The 18,250-nt window shown below is 35.0% G+C and carries 18 protein-coding genes and 7 pseudogenes; 24 read left to right on the top strand and 1 reads right to left on the bottom strand.

Annotated elements, in window-relative coordinates; genetic code table 11:
* The first annotated feature begins 92 nt into the window (after positions 1-92).
* From dcm to IPO46_09465, 19 genes and pseudogenes are all read left to right on the top strand, one after another.
* A pseudogene (gene dcm, locus IPO46_09555) lies at positions 93-1,069 on the top strand (DNA (cytosine-5-)-methyltransferase).
* The gene (locus IPO46_09550) at positions 1,066-1,818 is read left to right on the top strand and encodes a hypothetical protein (protein QQS64368.1); all 753 of its coding nucleotides are present in this window, start codon (positions 1,066-1,068) and stop codon (positions 1,816-1,818) included. Before dcm ends, IPO46_09550 begins: the two are co-directional and overlap by 4 nt.
* A complete protein-coding gene (vsr, locus tag IPO46_09545; protein QQS62358.1) occupies positions 1,811-2,215 on the top strand; it encodes a DNA mismatch endonuclease Vsr in 405 nt (134 codons plus the stop codon). Before IPO46_09550 ends, vsr begins: the two co-directional genes overlap by 8 nt.
* A gap of 234 nt (positions 2,216-2,449) precedes the next feature.
* Positions 2,450-3,336 (top strand): annotated as a pseudogene (locus IPO46_09540) (restriction endonuclease).
* 175 nt (positions 3,337-3,511) lie between these two features.
* Entirely contained in the window at positions 3,512-4,237 is a 726-nt protein-coding gene (locus IPO46_09535; GenBank protein ID QQS62357.1) for a hypothetical protein, read from the top strand.
* Positions 4,225-4,854, top strand: coding sequence for a DUF4263 domain-containing protein (locus IPO46_09530; protein ID QQS62356.1), 630 nt, complete (start codon positions 4,225-4,227; stop codon positions 4,852-4,854). Before IPO46_09535 ends, IPO46_09530 begins: the two co-directional genes overlap by 13 nt.
* A gap of 239 nt (positions 4,855-5,093) precedes the next feature.
* Complete coding sequence (locus tag IPO46_09525; GenBank protein QQS62355.1) at positions 5,094-6,452, top strand: hypothetical protein; 1,359 nt, start codon at positions 5,094-5,096, stop codon at positions 6,450-6,452.
* Between the two features lie 342 nt (positions 6,453-6,794).
* A pseudogene (locus IPO46_09520) lies at positions 6,795-7,293 on the top strand (sigma-70 family RNA polymerase sigma factor).
* A gap of 1 nt (position 7,294) precedes the next feature.
* On the top strand, positions 7,295-7,960 hold the full coding sequence (locus IPO46_09515) for a hypothetical protein (GenBank protein QQS62354.1): 666 nt from the start codon (positions 7,295-7,297) through the stop codon (positions 7,958-7,960).
* Between the two features lie 165 nt (positions 7,961-8,125).
* Positions 8,126-8,485, top strand: coding sequence for a hypothetical protein (locus tag IPO46_09510; protein QQS62353.1), 360 nt, complete (start codon positions 8,126-8,128; stop codon positions 8,483-8,485).
* Between the two features lie 2 nt (positions 8,486-8,487).
* A complete protein-coding gene (locus IPO46_09505; protein QQS62352.1) occupies positions 8,488-9,153 on the top strand; it encodes a DUF4386 domain-containing protein in 666 nt (221 codons plus the stop codon).
* Positions 9,154-9,173: 20 nt separating this feature from the next.
* Positions 9,174-9,707, top strand: coding sequence for a 2'-5' RNA ligase family protein (locus IPO46_09500; protein QQS62351.1), 534 nt, complete (start codon positions 9,174-9,176; stop codon positions 9,705-9,707).
* A gap of 30 nt (positions 9,708-9,737) precedes the next feature.
* Entirely contained in the window at positions 9,738-10,121 is a 384-nt protein-coding gene (locus IPO46_09495; protein ID QQS62350.1) for a VOC family protein, read from the top strand.
* Positions 10,118-10,554, top strand: a pseudogene (locus IPO46_09490) (DUF1801 domain-containing protein). Before IPO46_09495 ends, IPO46_09490 begins: the two are co-directional and overlap by 4 nt.
* 241 nt (positions 10,555-10,795) lie before the next feature.
* Positions 10,796-11,388: pseudogene (locus IPO46_09485) on the top strand (Crp/Fnr family transcriptional regulator).
* 68 nt (positions 11,389-11,456) lie between these two features.
* Positions 11,457-12,335 carry a pirin family protein gene (locus tag IPO46_09480; GenBank protein ID QQS62349.1) on the top strand — a complete coding sequence of 293 codons (879 nt, stop codon included), beginning with the start codon at positions 11,457-11,459 and terminating at the stop codon, positions 12,333-12,335.
* 49 nt (positions 12,336-12,384) lie between these two features.
* On the top strand, positions 12,385-12,960 hold the full coding sequence (locus tag IPO46_09475; protein ID QQS62348.1) for a DUF1211 domain-containing protein: 576 nt from the start codon (positions 12,385-12,387) through the stop codon (positions 12,958-12,960).
* A gap of 3 nt (positions 12,961-12,963) precedes the next feature.
* Entirely contained in the window at positions 12,964-13,173 is a 210-nt protein-coding gene (locus IPO46_09470; protein ID QQS62347.1) for a (4Fe-4S)-binding protein, read from the top strand.
* 3 nt (positions 13,174-13,176) lie between these two features.
* Positions 13,177-13,465, top strand: a pseudogene (locus IPO46_09465) (N-acetyltransferase).
* Positions 13,466-14,023: 558 nt separating this feature from the next.
* Here IPO46_09465 and IPO46_09460 read toward each other — a convergent pair.
* A complete protein-coding gene (locus IPO46_09460; GenBank protein QQS62346.1) occupies positions 14,024-14,314 on the bottom strand; it encodes a transposase in 291 nt (96 codons plus the stop codon).
* A gap of 52 nt (positions 14,315-14,366) precedes the next feature.
* Here IPO46_09460 and IPO46_09455 point away from each other — a divergent pair.
* The 5 genes and pseudogenes from IPO46_09455 to IPO46_09435 all read left to right on the top strand — a co-directional run bounded on the left by IPO46_09455 (position 14,367) and on the right by IPO46_09435 (position 18,224).
* Positions 14,367-15,432, top strand: a pseudogene (locus IPO46_09455) (IS3 family transposase).
* 143 nt (positions 15,433-15,575) lie between these two features.
* The gene (locus IPO46_09450) at positions 15,576-16,244 is read left to right on the top strand and encodes a hypothetical protein (GenBank protein ID QQS62345.1); all 669 of its coding nucleotides are present in this window, start codon (positions 15,576-15,578) and stop codon (positions 16,242-16,244) included.
* Between the two features lie 14 nt (positions 16,245-16,258).
* Positions 16,259-16,891, top strand: a complete 633-nt coding sequence (locus IPO46_09445) for a hypothetical protein (protein QQS62344.1) — start codon at positions 16,259-16,261, stop codon at positions 16,889-16,891.
* A 421-nt stretch (positions 16,892-17,312) separates the two neighbouring features.
* Positions 17,313-18,029, top strand: coding sequence for a hypothetical protein (locus tag IPO46_09440; GenBank protein QQS62343.1), 717 nt, complete (start codon positions 17,313-17,315; stop codon positions 18,027-18,029).
* Positions 18,030-18,053: 24 nt separating this feature from the next.
* The gene (locus IPO46_09435; GenBank protein QQS62342.1) at positions 18,054-18,224 is read left to right on the top strand and encodes a hypothetical protein; all 171 of its coding nucleotides are present in this window, start codon (positions 18,054-18,056) and stop codon (positions 18,222-18,224) included.
* Positions 18,225-18,250: the final 26 nt, after the last annotated feature.

The raw sequence follows: 18,250 nt of genomic DNA, 5'->3' as shown, positions 1-18,250 counted from the left end.
CCTAACATTGGGACGACCTAAATATTTTAGCAAAATGTTGCTAATTATTCCTCAAACCACACTAAATTTGACAAAACTAATTCGTTAGACAAATGGAAAAACTTCGCTTCATTGACCTATTCTGCGGAATCGGCGGCTTTCGTGTCGCTATGGACCAAGCCTGTATTGAAAACGACCTAATACCGCAATGCGTTTTTTCATCAGACATTGACCCATACTGCCAAGACAGTTACGAGGCTAACTTTGGACACAGACCGACAGGTGATATCACAAAGGTTGACCCTAAATCAATTCCTGACCACGACATTTTATTTGCAGGTTTTCCTTGCCAGCCATTCAGCATCATTGGACAGATGAAAGGCTTTGACGACACAAGAGGAACACTCTTTTTTCATATTGCAAACATCATTAAAGAAAAGCAACCAAAAGCATTTGTACTTGAAAATGTAAAGCAGCTTGTTGGACACGATAAAGGAAAAACGTTAAAAGTAATAATTAAAACACTGAAAGGATTAGGCTATCAGCATGTTCAATACACAGTTTTAAATGCTTTGGATTATGGATTACCCCAAAAAAGAGAAAGAGTAATAATCGTTGGACACAAAGAACCGATTTTGTTTTCTTATCCATCACCAATAAGACCCTTCAAACCATTGAATGAAATTCTTGAAAAGAAGATAGATAAAAAACATTACGCCTCTGACTACATAAAAAGAAAAGAAAAGAAACCCACAAGCCAGCATACAAACTTTCCATTTGGCATGAAAACAAAGCAGGAAACATTTGCTCTTATCCATACTCATGTGCATTACGGGCTGGTGCTTCATACAACTATTTACTTGTAAACGGTGAAAGGCGCTTGACACCAAGAGAGATGTTCCGTTTACAAGGTTTCCCTGATACTTATAAAATAATTACTAACGACACACAGGCAAGAAAGCAAGCGGGTAATGCAGTTCCTGTAAACATGGTGAAAGCTGTTATTTTAAAATTATTGCCGTATGTTGCAACAACTCTTGATATGACTAATGTATTGAGAGAATATGAAGTTGAATATAACAGCAAATAATGAGCAAGCAATCTCCTAAACTTAGAACAGTAAATAAATCAGTAGCTGCATTTCCATTAAATGAGTTTCCAAAGGATTTCCCTTTCCTTCTTGGTAAAGAATTAATTTATCTGCTTGCTTCAAAAGGCAAACCAGAACTTGAGGGTTCTGACTGGGAAAGCATTTTTGCCTCTTGCATAGGGGCAGATTGGAAACCTTCAAATGTAGGACTTGACGATGTTGTAATGGGCAATACAGCATGGGGAGCTAAAACTGTAAAGGCTACCAAACCATCTTCGCAAAAAAAGGTTCGCCTTATTTCAGGTCGTAATTCTCCAATTTATTCATTTGGTGAACGTATAGACACAAAAGCAAACCCAAATACAATTGGAAGTTTAATACTTGATATCTGGAATGAAAGAGTTTCAGCAGTAAGAGAAAAATTCAAACATTTAAGAACTGTCGTACTTGTTAAATCTGGCGACCTTTCAGAAGTTGTAGTATTTGAATTTGAAACTATCCGTTATGATAACGAATTATTTACTTGGGAATGGAATAAAAACAAAAATCTTGTAGGCAGGGAAAAGAAAACAGGTGAGCATCGTTTTACATGGCAGCCTCATGGTTCACAGTTTACAATTATTGAAGACGTTCCAGAAAAAAGTTTAGTTATCAATATCAAGCAGCCCAAAACTCTTGACAAAGAACAAATTTTAAAAGCACTTGGTTTTGATAAATCCTGGATAACAGTAACTCATAAAAATGGCTGACACTTTCACAAAAGAACAGAGAAGCCAAATAATGCGACAAGTAAAAAGTAATCGCAACAAATCAACGGAACTAAAGCTCATTCAATTCTTCAAAGACAATTCAATTAAAGGCTGGCGTAGGAGTTACAATTTATTTGGCAGACCTGATTTTGTTTTCCCATTGGCAAAGAAAGTAGTTTTTGTTGACGGCTGTTTTTGGCATGGACACAACTGTCGCAACACAAAACCCAAAGACAATAAAGAATACTGGCTACAAAAGATTTCCCGTAACAAAAAACGAGACCGAACCGTTAATAAAACACTTACATCAAATGGGTGGACAGTAATTCGCATTTGGGAATGTCAACTGAAAAATGAAAAGACATTGAGAAACAAGCTGACGAACAAAAGCGCATAACAGCGAGGTTTTGCGTCAGCGGGGGCGACGAATAAATCCTGATCTTTTGTACTAATATCGGCTGCATATCCAGCTAACGGAACACGGATGAGCAACAGAATATATTTTCAACTTTTGTAACTTACATCGGCCTCAGTTCCGGCTGGACGTTTTCCAAATACCCCGCCGAACGCAAAGCCCTACCGTTAGCGGTCAGCTTAAAAAACGACACCAAATAAGAAACAACAGACATAAATGGCAAGAAAAAAACAGAATAGTAACCTTCCTTCATTTGACGAACTTATCGTTCCGACAGTTAAGGCAATTATTGAGTTAGGTGGCTCGGGGACAGTTGAAGAGATAAACACAAAAGTTTATGAAATTGCAAACATACCAGACGACATTTTGCAAATTCCGCACGGTGACGAAGGGACAACTATTGAAGTAGATTACCGACTTGCTTGGAGTAGAACATACTTGAAAAAGTTCGGACTATTAGAAAATTCAAGTAGAGGTATTTGGGCATTATCCAAAGCAGACATTGACGTTACGAAACTTGACCATATAGAAATTGTAAGAGCAGTTAGAGAACAAGACAAACCAACTCAACCGAAGACAAAAACCACCAAGACAACTGAGGAGGAAATTCAACAAGAAGTAACAAACGAAGTTGACAACACAGAAGAATGGAAAGAAAAATTATTGAACGTTCTATACAATATCACACCAGCCGCATTTGAGCGACTTGCACAACGACTTTTAAGAGAGAGCGGTTTTTTCAAGTTGAAGTTACAGGTAAATCCGGTGACGGTGGAATTGATGGAAAAGGAATTGTAAGAGTAAGCGGACTATTAAGTTTCCACGTTATTTTTCAATGCAAACGTTATAAAGGTTCGGTGACACCGAGTCAAATCCGTGACTTTAGAGGTGCAATGCAAGGTCGGGCGGACAAAGGACTTGTAATCACGACAGGAACTTTTACAAGAGAAGCATTAAAAGAAGCAACTCGTGACGGTGCACCACCAATTGACCTTATTGACGGAGAACTTCTTTGCGACAAATTGAAAGAATTAAAATTAGGCGTTGACACCAAGTTGACCGAAACAGTTGACATAAAAAATGAGTGGTTTAACAATTTGTAAAGTGGACAGAAAAGAAAGCCGAACCGCTAACATGGGCTTGGCAAAAGGTGGGCTGACCTGCTTCGTAGAAACATTTGTGCAAGGTTCAACATTTGTGCTTCGTATGAACTTTTGTGCTATAAATCCCGCCTTCGCCAAGCCCAAAACCGTTAGTGGCAATTTAAATTGAACCCTCATGCCAAGTCAAGTTTTTTCGACACGAAATATTACTTCCGGAAGCAGCGTCAAAACTTATTCAAAAAGTTTTGACATGACAGGAACTGGACTTCAAAAGTCTGCAGATTATGCTGCAAATAAATCTAAAGCAAGAGTATCAGGGGAAAAACTAAGCTGCTCTATTAACAAGTCAAAAAAAGTTATTAAAGTTTTTACGACTGCCGAATTCCCAATTGATTTTTTTACAGCGACCGGAATTTCAACTTTAACGAAACTAAAAGGAACCTATAATACAACTGGTTCATTTTATAAAGGGTTTGGGAATATCATTTTAGAAATCTTAAAGGCTATTCCAAAGATTGTTGAATTTACAATTGACTTTTCAACAGATTCGAAAACCAAGGTGACGACAAAAGCGGTGGGCAAACATCTTATTCTTAGCAGTCACGACTACAATTATATTCATGGTTTATTCGACTCCGAGAAAAAACAGATAAATCAAAGTTCACTTTCCCAAGCCTTAAAATTTCTGAGTAGAAAAATTACAATTCCTGCCAATGTAAAGATTGGCGGCGAGCTTGTATCAACAGCTTTTAAAAAACAATATTCAAAGAGGTTATTAGTAATTTATCTGACAAAGAATTACATGAATTGCTATTTCAACTTTATGAGAAGCGTTATGATATTTTGGCTTCCAAAATTGAACTATTTAAAGAGACAGACACTTACAAGTTGGATTATATAAATGAACTTTATCAACAACATCTCAAAAAGCACAAGTCACATGAATCAAAGTGGCAAACATTTTTTGAAGACAATTTCAACATTATTAATCCAAGTTACAAATATGTAATTAGAGAGGTTGATACAATCATTGAACAAATTGACGAAGAAGCTAAAAGCAGACCTATTGATTTTATTGCTATTGATATATACAACAATATTGAGTTGATTGAATTGAAAACTCCAAGTGCGGACATAATTTCAAAGCGAAAAGACCGTAACAATTACTGTTTAACTCATAATTGCACTAAGGCATGTACCCAACTGGAAAAATATCTGATTAAGATTGAAAGCAACAAATTAGAAGTTGCAAAATTAATTACTGAGAAAGTTTCTAAAAAATATGGAATAAAGAAGTCTGATTTAAATATTTTCATAACTAAGCCAAAAGCAAAGCTAATTATCGGAATGATTGAACCTTTGTTACCCAATTTCTCTAGGCATCAGGATTTTCAGTTACAAAGACATAGTTTTAAAAATATTGAGATAGTAACATTTGACGAAATATTTAATAGCTTGGACGAAATCAACAAAGAATTGAAAAGAAAAATCACTCGCCGACGAAGTGCATTAGCCTAAACTGCCACTAACATTGGTATTGCCAATAGTGGGGCTTGACGGAATAACAATCAGCAGCAGTAATTCTATTGTGCTGTGGTTCGGGGCTTGACGAATAAAGCCCAGCTTTAGTTCTTATTATTTATCTTTAGCAAAAAGCCAGGCAGCAGTTCCGGCGGACGGGAATTCTATTTCCCCACCATCGGCAATACCTGTCCGTTAGCGGCAACCCAACCAAACGAAATACCTCAGGTTTAACAATGAAATTAGATGACAAGAAAAAGAAGTATATAGAAAAAGAAGCCTTCAATATTCTAGCTTTAATTGAAGAAACAGAAGAAAAATCAAAAGTTGCACGACCTGACACAGGCTCTTCAAATCAAAAAATTCCATTTGATTTGACAGATAAACTTGTAAACTCACCTATTATAATCAGTCAAACTGATTTTGAATCAGTAATATCAAAGAAACAGTGTTTTAATGGAAAATGTATTGGGTTAAACATTGAGAACTACAAAAGATTAGTAAAACTAAATGACACAATCCACAAAGAAAAAAGTATAAACCAAGTAATTAGCAAAGAATTTATTGAAGACAAGATATTTGATTGGCTAATCAGTACCTTCAAAAACAAAAAAGCTGATAAATCTTTTGCTAATTTTCTGATGGATGAATTAGAAAACTCGTTGAAAGCTATTAAATACCACTTTCCTACTTTATATCTAGACATAAACAAACCATTTGAAATCGGAAAAGTATCATTCAACTTTTTCACAAAAGAATATTTCAATTATTTAGAAGAACATTATAAAAAGAAAGACCCAGAAAAATACCGTGACGATTTTTCAGAATTTAGAAAAAAATATCAAGGAATGGTTTATGTTGCCTATTCGGTAAAAGCTGAATCATCTAGAGGAGAAGAAATTGCTTTTGAAAAGTGTTCATTAGCGGTAGATGTCTTGAAAATGTGTTCAGAAACAACCGACTTTCCAAACGTGGAATTAGGTTTTGACATTGACAGAAGAGTGAACATAAACCCTCAAAATGAAGTTTTTGTTTGCAATGCAGAAAACGAGCTTGATGATCTAAAATTGAATTTATCAAGGCCTAAGCACCATCATAAAATAGATGACAAAGAATGGGAAAGAATTATTTCTCGTCAAGCACCCGATTTTCACAATTTTCTGTTGCAAATAGAAACTTGTGAATTATCTGAGCTACAGCAGTTAATTATTAATAGTATTAAAAGATATGGAAATGCAATTTCAAACAAAAATCTACATCAGAGAATAGTTGAATTATTTACTATTTTAGAATCACTTCTATTGCTTGACCAAAACTCTCCAATAATTGACTCAGTATGTAAATATTGCTCTAAACTTGTTTTTAAAAAAGTTGAGGACAGAAAATATTTAATTGCCCTTTTGAAATCAATGTATGAGGTAAGGAGTAGCCTAATTCACCACGGGAAAGAGAAAAAAATTGAATTAACCCATTTAAGACAACTTCAATATTCTGTCGTTATGTTGCTTTCTACTTTAATTACGAAAACAGACCAACACAAAACCAAACAATCTGTACTTAATGAAATTGAAGAAGCTATTTTAAATGCCTATTAAATGGGCAGCCGCTAACAAGGTATTGCCAAAAGCGGGGCTGAAGTGCTTCGATTGTGCATTTGTGCAAGGTTCGACATTCGTTCTTCGATTAAACTTTAGTGCTAAAAATCCCCGCCTTCGGCAATACCCAAACCGTTAGCGGCAAGCGTAAACCGACCACCCCAACAACTTTTCAGTATCCAGACAACCCCTTAAAAAATATTTTTAGTCAGACTGTGATTTTTTTGACCCCTTTGCGAATAATTAGTTAAACACAACAATTAATTTGTAACGACAGTATTGTGATTTATCCGCAAGTCTTTCAATACAATAAAACTGGCATTCGGCATTATAAATATAAATATGGATTTAAACGAAACATTTCTAAAAGTAATTGAAGACCATAGGGGTATTCTTTACAAAATTGTTCGTTCATATTGCAAAAGCGAGGAAGATAGAAAAGACTTAATACAGGAAATTATTTTTCAACTGTGGAAATCATTTAAAAAGTATGATAACCACTATAAATATTCAACATGGATATACCGAATTGCTTTAAATATTTCTATTTCGTTCTACCGAAAAAAACAGGACACTGCAAACGTCTTCTCTTCCTTTGGAAGAAAATATATTCACCTTTCAAGAGATAGAAATTGATAAGGAGAAGGAGTACCAAATAAATCAGCTTCAAGTCTTTATTGATGAATTGAAAGAAATAGATAAGGCTATTATGCTACTTTACCTCGAAGAAAAAAATCATAAAGAAATTTCTGAAATAATAGGAATTTCTGAAACAAATGTTGGAACAAAAATAAACAGAATAAAAAAAATATTATTAGTCAAATTTCAAAATAGTAAATAAAATGGAACACACAGAAATCTTAAATCTTTGGAAGTCATACGATCAAAAATTGGAGCAAGCACTCTCTATAAACAAAGCTACAGCACAAGATGTATTAAAGCTAAAAACTAAATCAGTCTTAGCCAGCATGAAACCTATAAAACTTTTTACTCTATTGGTGGGTTGTGTTTGGGTAATGTTGGGAAGCGTCATTATTACCAATCTCTTTATGTATGCCTATGACAAGGTCAGTCATTTTTTTATTTATTCGGCAGCGATACAGCTTATTTTAACTGCGATAGCTATAGCCATATATCTCTATCAACTTGTTGTTATACAGCAGGTAGATGTAGCCGATAGTGTTTTAAAAACACAAAAAAGACTATCTTATCTTAAATCCTCTACCCTTTGGTGTGCCCGTATCCTCTTTCTGCAATTACCCGTATGGACAACTTTCTATTTATCTGAAAGTACATTCCTGAGTGGAAACATAGCATACATAACCATCAATGGCATCATCACTCTTATATTTACTTGCATAAGTGTTTGGCTATTCTTGAATATTAACTACAGCAATAAAGACAAGAAATGGTTTAAAGTCATTTTTGAGGGAAAGGAATGGAATCCGATAATAGAATCGCTCGGCTACTACAGAGAAATTGAAGATTACACTAAAGAAAATAAATAAAAAGCATTAAAAGAAAATTCAAACTTTAAATTATAAACAATGAAGATAATAAGTGTAATAAAAATTATGCTAATGCTATCAGCAATCTTGTTAATTTCATGTAAAACAAGCAATCCACCAGCGCAGACTACACAAACCTCAAACACCGAATTTAAAACTGAATTAGTGAAAAGCGAATCATCCGAAATGCAAATTGATTCAATAGTTCAATTTTTAATTAATGCCTCGGCATCAGATTTCCATAAAACCAGGCCCAATTCATCCATTAATTTTCGTGACGTTAAATTGGCATACACAGTAACCCCCAACAATGAAAAAATGTACCTTTTGTGTGGCGAGTTTCAAATACAAGAAAAAAACGATAAAGACAAAGTTTGGATTCCTTTTGCAACCATTAAAACTTTCGGGTACGAACAATGGATTGGAGGTCAAGCATCAACCTATTGTAAAGACGCAAAAGAAATACTGATTAAAAAATACAATTTATCATCTCAGTTAAAAGAACGGATAGAAACCTTACGTTAATAATGAACAGAGTATTATCAATGATAACCGGCTATTCACTCATATTGATGGCAATATTAGCCGGGTTTTCGTATGGATATGTTTTTACGAAATTTTACAAGCCCAATTCACCAGATCTTGTACAAGCTGACTTTTTGGGAAATCAAGAACTATATATGTGGATGGTAATTGGTTTCATCTGTATTGTTTTACTTGATTTTTTGATATCGTGGACAATTTTTAAATTGTTCAAGAAGGAAAACCCACAACTTGCATTTATAACATCCTTACTAAGATTTCTCTATACCGTTATATTTTTCAGAGCCATCATTTTTTTGAAAAATAATATTGAACTGTCAAACAAACATGGCCTGGAGATAAATCAAAATTTTGAGTACTTTTTATACACCTGGTCAATAGGATTAATATTATTTGGAATTCACTTAATTCTATTGGCATTAATATTGAAAAAACATCAGTATATACCCAAATTTATTTGGTATCTGATGTTAATAGCTGGAATTTCTTATTTGGCAACCAATTCAATGAAAATATTTGTTCCTGGAAAGTATGATACCGCTAATCTATTAGAAAACATACTAGCCATACCAATGGTTTTGGGTGAACTATGTTTTGCATTTTGGATAGTATTTAAAGGAAAAATGACAATAAAAACTCTTACAAAGTAGATGAAAATATGCATTCAGGTATGAATAATATTCGCAGACAATTGACATTATTTGTTGAGGAGACAGAAGCCAAACAAATAGAAGCAATCCGAGATAAGTACAATCCTTTGCAAAAAAAGCTTATCAAGTGTCACGTTACAATTTGCAGGGAAAATGAAATACAGGATTTGGATAAAGTGATTGAAAATTTAGAAAATTTAGAACAGCCACCATTTAATATTCAATTTGGGCTACCAACGCTATTTAACAATGGAAAAGGTATCTTGCTACCGTCAATAGGGGACAATTTAGAATTTAATGTTTTAAGAAAAATGATTTTGAGTGGAACGCAAAATAACTTACAAGTACAAATTCCACACATTACTTTAATGCACCCAAGAAATTCAAGCTGCTCTAATTTGGATTTTGAAACGATAAAAACCATGCCATTGCCTTCAAAGTTTAACTTTAAGACTATTTCATTGATTGAGCAAATTGACGGAGAGCAATGGCAAATAATCAAAACTTTCAAACTCAAAAACAGAGTAGCTATGATACACGATGTAGTAATTTAAGCCAACTTGATAACAATTAAATTTAATAAAATGAAAAATAAAATGACACATTTTGCTATTCATATTGATGATATGGAACGGGCAAAAATATTTTATGACAAAGTATTTGATTGGGGCTTCAATTCTTACGGACAATCCGACTTTTTTCAAATCAAAGCCGACAAAACCGAAAATGGAGAATTAATTGGAGCTTTACAATCAAGGAGATATTCCCCAATTCCTGACAAAATAATCGGATTGGAATGTACCATTGGTGTTGAAAGTATTGACCAAACAATTGAAAAAGTAAAAAGAAATAACGGGCAAGTTTTAATGCCAAAGACTGCTATTCCTTATGTTGGTTACATTGCAAAGTTTTTGGACACGGAAGGAAACCTGATTTGTGCAATGCAATACGATAATTCAGCAGGATGACAAAATCAAGACCAATACACCCCGACTTTCAATTCTTGTTGGACTTTAAAACCCAGATGTCATTGACTTGTTTCGTGACTTGCGACAATTTATCTTGGAACTGTATCCAGATAGTAATGAATTAGTGTATCACACTCACGCCTTGACAGCAGTTTATTCAGTATCTGAAAAGTTATCTGACGCTTTTTGTATGTTACCTATTTATACAAATCACCTAAACTTGGGGTTTAACAAAGGGACTCTCTTGAAAAACCCAAACAAACTCTTAACAGGTACAGGCAATTTAATCAGACACATAGACATAAAAAAGACGAGTGATTATAGAAACCAAAAAGTGAAAGATTTAATTAAAGAAGCAATTGACTTTGCGATAAATGATATGGACAAGCCAACTAAATCAGTTGGTAAGACAATATCAAAAATCAAGAAATAGGTAAACCCAAACCTCATAAATGGTTTTTCAAATACACAGATTACAGTGATAAATTTGACATCTGAAGACCCAAACGCCAGCCGCTAACAAGGTATTTGCAAAAGCACGGCTGACGAAAGTAATTGACCATTTGTGCCACTATCAACTTTTGTGCATATATTCGGCTGACGGTTTTCAAATGCCGTGCCTTCGCAAATACCCAAACCGTTGGCGGTAATGATAAACAACATTCCGAGCAAAAATGAACAGTTTCAACTTAAAAACATATCTGACCTCAAATCTTGACATTGATGAAAAAGAAATTTCGTCAATAGTTGAAAACTGCACCACAAAAACATTTAAAAAAGACCAATTCCTACTTCGTGAAAATGAACATTGCACACATACTTTTTTTGTGGAAAAAGGACTTTTGCGACAATATTCAATTGATGAAAAAGGCAGGGAACATATCCTGACTTTTGCGCCCGAAAATTGGTTTGTAACCAATAGGGAAAGCACCTATTTCAACCAACCATCTGCTTATTATATCCAAGCATTGGAAGATAGCAAAGCAGCAATGATAAATGAGGAATTTATTCATTTGCTTTCAGAAAAATCCCTTCCTTTTCAGATTTCAACAATAAATTGCTTCACAACCATATTCGTCATTTGCAGAACAGAGTAAATTTATTATTGAGCGCTACGGCGGAAGATAGATATTTACAATTCATAAAAATGTACCCTGATATTCTGTTGAGGGTGCCACAAACAATGGTCGCTTCTTATTTGGGGATTACACCAGAAAGTTTAAGTCGTGTGCGGAAGGAATTGGCACAAAAAAATTTTAAAAATTAGTTTCTTACCATACATCAATGCACAAATGCTGCTTTGAGACTAATTTTACACTATAAAAATTTGAGATTATGAAAACAAAAACAGTAGAATTAGTAGCAAGCCCAAGAGAGCCCCATTTTGTTGGAGATGGTTTTCGAGTGCACAATTTTATCCCAAGCGGATATAGAATGGATATGCAGCGTATGGATCCTTTTATTATGTTGGACTATAATTCAACTTATAACTTTCCACCATCGGACAAACCAAAAGGCGTAGGCGTTCATCCGCACAAAGGCTTTGAAACCGTAACTATTGCATACAAGGGCAAGGTGCAACACCACGACAGCAGCGGTGGCGGTGGAATTATTGATAGGGGCGATATTCAATGGATGACAGCTGCAAGTGGTGTGCTTCACAAAGAATACCATGAAGAAGAATGGAGCAAAAAAGGGGGCGATTTTCAAATGGTGCAACTTTGGGTCAACTTGCCCAAAAAAGACAAAACGAGCGCACCAAAGTATCAAGCCATAAAATATGCTGATATCAAACGCTATGAATTGGAAAACAAAGCCGGTGTTATTGAAGTGATTGCTGGCGAATACAAAGGAACCAAAGGTTCGGCCTCAACTTTCACGCCAATACATATGTTCAACTCCAAATTAAACAAAGGCGGCAAAGCAACTTTTGAGTTTCCTGCCAACTACAACACGGCTTTACTTGTTTTGGAAGGGAATATTAAAGTCAATGGTATGGAAGAAACGCCAACAGACCATTTGGCACTTATGGCAAATGATGGAGAAACTTTTGAAATCGAAGCAACCGATGATGCCGTTGTTTTGGTATTGAGTGGCGAACCCATCAATGAACCTATTGCCGCACACGGTCCTTTTGTAATGAACACCAAACAAGAGTTGATTGAAGCCTTCAATGATTTCAACAACGGAAAATTTGGTTATTTAGAAGATTAACCTATATGGCTTTCGACCTCGGCCGAAAGCCATTTTTAAAATAAACAAGATGAAAACAGGAAGATTGGAAGCATTTAGCGATGGCGTTTTGGCCATCATCATCACCATAATGGTATTGGAACTATCCGTACCGGAAGTTTCAAGCTTTGATGCGTTAAAACCTTTGATTCCAAAGTTCATCTCTTACCTACTTAGTTTTATTTATGTCGGCATCTATTGGAATAATCACCATCATTTATTTCAGGCAACGGAAAAAGTGAACGGAGCTATTTTGTGGGCAAATTTAAGTCTGTTGTTTATGCTATCCCTCATCCCGTTTACAACCGCTTGGATGGGAGAAAACCATTTTGCCCAAAACCCGGTAGCCCTCTATGGAATTAATCTTTTATTGTGTGCCGTGGCTTATGCCTTTTTAATGAAAGCCATTTTAAAAAACGAGGGAAAAGATTCGAAAATTGGCACAGCCGTTGTAAATACAAAAAAGGAGAATCTTTCCATAATTTTATACCTTGCAGGAATCATCATTTCATTTTTTACACCCATCATCAGCGTGGGAATTTTATTCATAGTAGCTATAATTTGGATAGTCCCGGACACAAGAATTGAGAAAAATTTAAAACCTTAAACGATGAAAACGAAAGAATATTCTAACGGAGAAATTACCATTTTATGGAAACCCGAAAAGTGTATCCATTCCGGTATTTGCGCAAAAACATTGCCCAAAGTCTATAACCCCAAAGAACGACCTTGGATAAAACCCGAAAATGCCACTACCAAAGAAATAATCGAACAAGTCGCCCAGTGTCCATCAGGAGCATTGAGCATCAAAAAAGACTAAAAAATGGAAACAAAAATAGAAAGAGAAGACAACGGAAAAAAAGGAAGGTTTGTAATCTATGAAAACGGAGCATTTGCAGGCGAAATGACTTTCACGTGGGCAGGTATAACAAAATTTATAATTGACCATACAGGTGTTGAAGAAGTCTATGGAGGAAAAGGGTATGGAAAGAAATTGGTAATGCAATCCGTTGAATACGCACGAAAAAAACAATTTAAAAATCATACCACTTTGCCCCTTTGCAAAAAAAGTTTTTGACAGAACTGAAAGCATTCGAGATGTATTGTACTAAGAATCACTACCGCCAACAAACGGTTTTGTGCAAGAGCGGATTAACGGTTAAAATCAAGGTTTCAGCTTTGATTGTCGCAAAAAACCCCTTGTTTTTTGCTCAAAAGAATTAAATTAGAAAAATCCCAAGCGGTTTTTGCTTAGGTTGGTGGTAAATCGAAAGTTCCGTCTTCGAATGCCGCTCCTGCACAAAGCCGCAACCGTTATATGCAACTTGTTTTGAACAGCGTCATCAACAATTTTGTTGAGCTTCAGTAAAGGGAAACCTTAAAATTATTATCTAAACAGTGGCTTCAGAAACTCTATTCAGCAACTATTTTCAAAGCCGCTTTTATACCATGGCAGACAGAGAGCATGGGACTGCAAAGCGATTACATTTTATTCAAACCTTTTTCGCTATTGCAATCACAAACAGTGCTCTTAATCCAATCAAGTATGCATATAACAGGCAGGTTGGCAAAAATGCGGGCAGACGGAATACGTTCTTCAACTTTTGGTTCTCTGTTCGGCTATTGTTCCGGCTGATTTCTATGGACTAAAAAAATATAATTTTGTGTTTTTATTCACCGGTGAAACAGGTGTTTTCCACAAACGGTTTATCATTCCTAACTACTGCAAATGCCCTTAATACAAGTTTATTTCTGATAGCATTGATGATGCTCATTTTATGTTTACCCTCTTCTACTTTCCGGTTAAAATAATCCTTTATTTCCTGCACATATTTTATGGCTGATATGGCACACAGATGGAGCAAGGATTTTAAATTTTTGTTTGCCATCTTATGCACCCGGTGTTTGCCCTTGATGCTTATGCCGCTCTGGTATTCAAATGGAACTGTAAGCGTCCCCAATCTTCGGCAGTTTGAAATTAGAGAATAATCTTTAATTTTAAAATTGTCAATTATGAAAAGAACAAGATTTACCGAAAGCCAGATAGTGGCTTCAATTAAGAAACAGGAAAGCGGCATACCTGCCAAGGATGTTTGCCGTGAGTTGGGTATTAGCGATGCTACCTTTTACAACTGGAAAGCCAAATATGGCGGCATGGAAACCAGTGATGTAAAGCGCATAAAAGAAATGGAAGCGGAGTTATCGCAGTACAAAAAAATAGTAGCGGAGCTCACTTTCGAGAACCGGGCAATGAAAGGTTTTATCGAAAAAAGTTATAACGCCTGCTGACAAAAGAGAAGCTGTGTTTCAACTAATAGAAGAAGCACATTGTAGTGTTAGCAAGGCTTGCAAAATCGTGAAGCTACCACGGAGCAGTTTTCAATATACAGCTAAAACAAAAGATGATTCTCAGATAGAGGATGCCCTTGAAGGACTTGTGAAGAAGCATCCGGTTATTGGCTTTTGGCAAAGCTTTTATCGACTGCGCAACCGTGGCTATGGTTGGAATCATAAGCGAGTGAGGCGTGTATATAGGAAAATGAATTTAAACATCAGGCGCAAGCCCAAAACACGTTTACCGGAAAGGATAAAGCAACCCTTAACACTACCCACAAGTTTTAACCAAATGTGGAGCATAGACTTTATGAATGATAGTTTACAGGATGGCCGAAAAATACGCCTGTTTAATGTATTGGAAGATTTTAACAGGGAATCTCTGGCAATAGAAACTGACACTTCATTGCCTACTCTAAGAGTAATAAGGGTGCTGGAGCGATTGGTACAAGAGCGGGGTTGCCCTGCCAATATCAGGATGGATAACGGTCCTGAATTTATCAGTCATAAATTAGAAGAGTGGTGCAGTAAGCGACACATTACACTTCAGTTTATACAACCAGGTCGTCCAATGCAGAATGCTTTTATTGAAAGAAAAAACGGGAGCATACGCCGTGAATTATTAAACGCATATATATTTACAACAATGAGAGAAGTAAGGGAACATTGTGAGAAATGGAGACAGGATTACAACACAGAGAGGCCGCACAAATCCCTACAATATCAATCGCCTCTGATGTTTGCTGAAAAATGGTGCCAATGTTCAAAATATGCACAAAAGCTTTATCCACAAACGGCGAACGGAAATCCTTTTCAAATTGAAGAGAGCCGGTTAGTGGATAAAGTATTAAAAAAACAAAAAGCTGAACAGAAAACTCTAATTTTGGATTGACCGAAAAAAGGGGACGCTTACATAATCTCTCAAAATTATCTGATAATGCTGGAGCTATCCACAGCTATTTAATTGATCAGGTTGGGAAAACCAATAATTTAGCACTTTTGACAAAAGAACAATATAGATATGCAATTTATTCAATAAAAATGGAAGGGGTTGAACTAAATTATTTCGATACAAAACTTGCCATTGATAAAAGGGGAATATATGATTTTAAGAATTATATAACTAATCATTTTGCATATAAAAGTGAGTATGAACAAGATATATTGAAACAAATTGTCAGCATAACAATTTCATCTCAAGATTTCAATGAAATTAATAAACAATTTAATAAATTGAAATCAGAAATCCTTTCAAAATCTTTTACCGCCACTAAACAGCTTTGCCTATTAGGAGCATTAGAAATTGCAAGAAGTAGTAGTAAATATTGGTTAGATGCAAAGCAGAACCAATTAAACCCATACCACCAATTTTTTGAAAATTATCAAAAACCATATTTTCCGGATTGTGTAACAATTATTGATATTTGCATGTTCGCTATTTCGTATGATGAATATTTAGAAAATGGATACAATCCAACACAGGCAGAAACAGCAGCCGCACAGGATGCCGCTTACCAATCTGGACTTGCAGGTATGGCCGGAGGTGCATGTGTCTAATTAAATATTTAAAAATGAAAAAATTATATGAGACAATATTGTTGTGCTTTTTTGTAATGTCATCTTCCAATTTAAAAGCACAATCAAATGTCAACCATATGGTATTGAAATATGATGTATATAAAATACATTCTAGTGATACAGTATTTGAAGAAAGAACTGTTCTGATAGACAATAATCAAATACTACTATTCAATACTGCTGATACATTGCAAAGTAGTTTTTACGACTTCAACAAAGGAAAAGTATATATTTCAACAACAAGGAATCGTTTAGAATTCTCTATGGAAGAAAAATCAACTGGTCAGGTAAAAGAAATTGATAGTACAGGTAATGTTTCTGGTTATTGCTTTCAAAAAGCCATATTTATTATGTCAACTTCTAAAGAAAGTAGATTTTCGAATGAGAGTTATTTAATTTATGATACACTATTAATATCGACCTCAGATTCCATCCCTAAATATCAAATAAATAGATATAGTGATTTTATTGATAATGGCTTAGGATGTACACCCATATTGTTTTCAAGAACAATAATAGCTGAAGACAAATCAATTAAAGCAAAATCCTTATTCATCTTAAAATCTAAACTTGACATTTTAGTTAAAAAGTCCGAATCAATTAAATTGGGTTTTGTTGATGACTGATGACTATTCCAGAGGTGCTGCAAAATTAAATTGTAGCACCTTTCCTTTACTTCTGCCAACAAGCGCATTGGCAATAGCAGGGCTGACGTGCATTTCATCAGCTTTTTATTCGCTATCAGCAGCAGTCCGGGCTGGACTTTTACTATTGAGCTTTTGTACTTATCTTCATCATTAGTAATTCTATTCGGCTTCGGTTCGGTCTGACGATTTTCAAATGCCGCCACATCGCCAAGCCGTACCGTTGGCAGAAATAAAATAGCTACTTTTCTAACTTTGAAAGTAAAATGCAGGACATTAAGAAACCCTGAAACAATAATTACTTCGACAGAATATGCAAGAGTGAAATTCTAACTGCTAACGGGCAGAATAATCCGACACAGTGCCAAATCTGGAGGTAGGAATAAATTAATTTTTTAAAAAAATGCGTAGATTATTTTCACTAACTGTATTAATTTTTGCAATTCTTTCTTTGAATTCTTGCAAAAAGGATAAGGACTTAAAACCTATTTCCACAATGGAGGTTCCTTCAAACCCGAATATCGAGTCTCCGAAATGGGGGCAAAATGACGAAATTTACAAAGCCAGTCTTATTGCTATTGCAAGAAGTTTAAAAAAACCAATGGCAAAGAACGAACCAGAGCCTGAACCAATTCCACTCCCATATACATGTTTATCTAGTGGAGGAAATACTTATGGGTTATATCAAGATCCGGAAAATCTTATCATTGGCGGTCCTTTTAGATCTGCTTCTTCTTCTGGTCAAGAAACATTTTTTCATACTTGTAGTAGCATTTCTTCTGCAATTACTTCAGCTAGAACCTATTTAATTAACGAAGGATATAGTGATATAGTTTCGGAACTAGAATCACAAGGGGAAAATTATAAATTAATTCATGCAGCTAACAGTTTAATGGATTTAAAAATGCAGGTTGGTATAAGTAATATTCAAACTACAAAAGTTGCAAATTGTATTTTTCAGGCTTTAGGATTCACAGCTTTAGCAGAATTAGGTGCAAACTGGGCAGGTGCTTCACGCCAAGTTATTTTAAGAGCCGTAGGAAAAGTAGCAACACGGTACTTAGGATGGTTTGGAGCAGCAATTGCCATAGGAAGCTTTGTAGATTGTATGTGGGGTTAATATATAAACTTTTAAATAATGAATATGTTTCCTTTTATATTTGCACTTTTATTAACTCCAGTACTTTTAATAAAATATTATGAGCTAATAAAATACAAAGAAAAACTGAATGTTAAAAATTGGGTTTATTTAATACTTGCAACTTGTGCAGTTATTTCTATTTTTGCTGAAAAAATATTAAAATATTCTCTTTAAACTTATAGTCGCTTGAATTTAAAATC

The sequence above is a fragment of the Chitinophagaceae bacterium genome, from assembly GCA_016699815.1.
Lineage (GTDB): Bacteria > Bacteroidota > Bacteroidia > Chitinophagales > Chitinophagaceae > Ferruginibacter.
The sequence above is the reverse complement of the archived record's forward strand: the minus strand, read 5'-3'. Positions and strand labels throughout refer to the sequence as shown.